Source organism: Oleiphilus sp. HI0067, assembly GCF_001635735.1.
In genome coordinates, this window is sequence record NZ_LWFI01001358.1 from 1 (window position 1) to 1,082 (window position 1,082).

The window sequence follows — 1,082 nt, forward strand, 5'->3', positions numbered from 1 at the left end:
CGGTTACCCACGATGAGTCTATCGATAATAATGAACTATTGAATGAATTTACCATTGATGATCAGCAAATGACTGCATCGTTAGTCGCAGAGCAGTTTGAATATTCATTTAGCGATGAACCTCTTCTTAACTTTTCTGCAGCTCATGAACAGCTTCAGGAAGAAAATAGCTCAGACAGAACAGATCAGAAATCTCTTGATACTTCAGAAGAGCGCGCCGCTACTGTTCTTGGTGGAGCCTCTGAAAATGAGGCAAACGATGCTTTACAAACCATGATTGAAGAACATCTAACAGCCCACCACAAGACTAAGGTAAAAGACGAAGCAAACATTGCAACGAAGAGTGGCGATAGTGAGCATTCTGATGGCGCTCAGAGCCAAACGGACCTTGCTGTAGACGGCACAGAACCAGACGAGTCAGTGGGTGGCAGTTCAAGCTCACATTTAGATAGTTTAGTGGCCAAACCCGATGATGATAGTTTGCCGCCGATATAGTGATTAAAGATTGCGTGACAAAAAGATGCCAACTCGGTCATGCCGGACTTAATCAGGTATCAGGTTGACGCGTTAGAGTTTGAGATAACAGAATTAAATAGCAGTTCAGAGGACTAAATGACGAATCAGCAGGATAATAATTCTCAGATGGAACAGTGGGATACTGGCTCGCCAGAGCGCACGCATTTTGATCCTTTGCTCGATAGCTTAGTCATAGTTTCAAAACTCTATGACAAACCAAGCACAGCAACAGCATTAAGTGCAGGCCTTCCCCTCGTCGAGAACAAGCTAACCACTACCCTGCTCCCGCGTGCCGCAGAGCGTGCAGGCTTGTCTACTCGCATGCTAAGCCGCGAACTCGATTCAATTGTTCCAGAGGTATTGCCTGCCATAATGTTACTTCACAATGGCAATGCGTGCGTACTGAATCATATCGACAAAGATTCCAATCAAGCGACCATTATTCGACCTGAAGCAGGCTTGGGTGAGGAAAAGCTTGATCTCGAGACCTTGAATGAGTTTTACACCGGATTTTGCTTTTTTATCAAACGCGAATACCAATTCGATAAAGAACGTAAACTGGTGACC

The 1,082-nt window shown here is 44.7% G+C and carries 2 protein-coding genes; both read left to right on the forward strand.

What is annotated here, in order from left to right:
* Positions 1–494 (forward strand): hypothetical protein (locus A3739_RS30220; protein WP_197472481.1); only part of this gene is annotated, 494 nt, incomplete at its 5' end.
* Positions 495–611: 117 nt separating this feature from the next.
* On the forward strand, positions 612–1,082 hold a 471-nt coding region (locus tag A3739_RS21595), incomplete at its 3' end, for a cysteine peptidase family C39 domain-containing protein (RefSeq protein WP_231877125.1).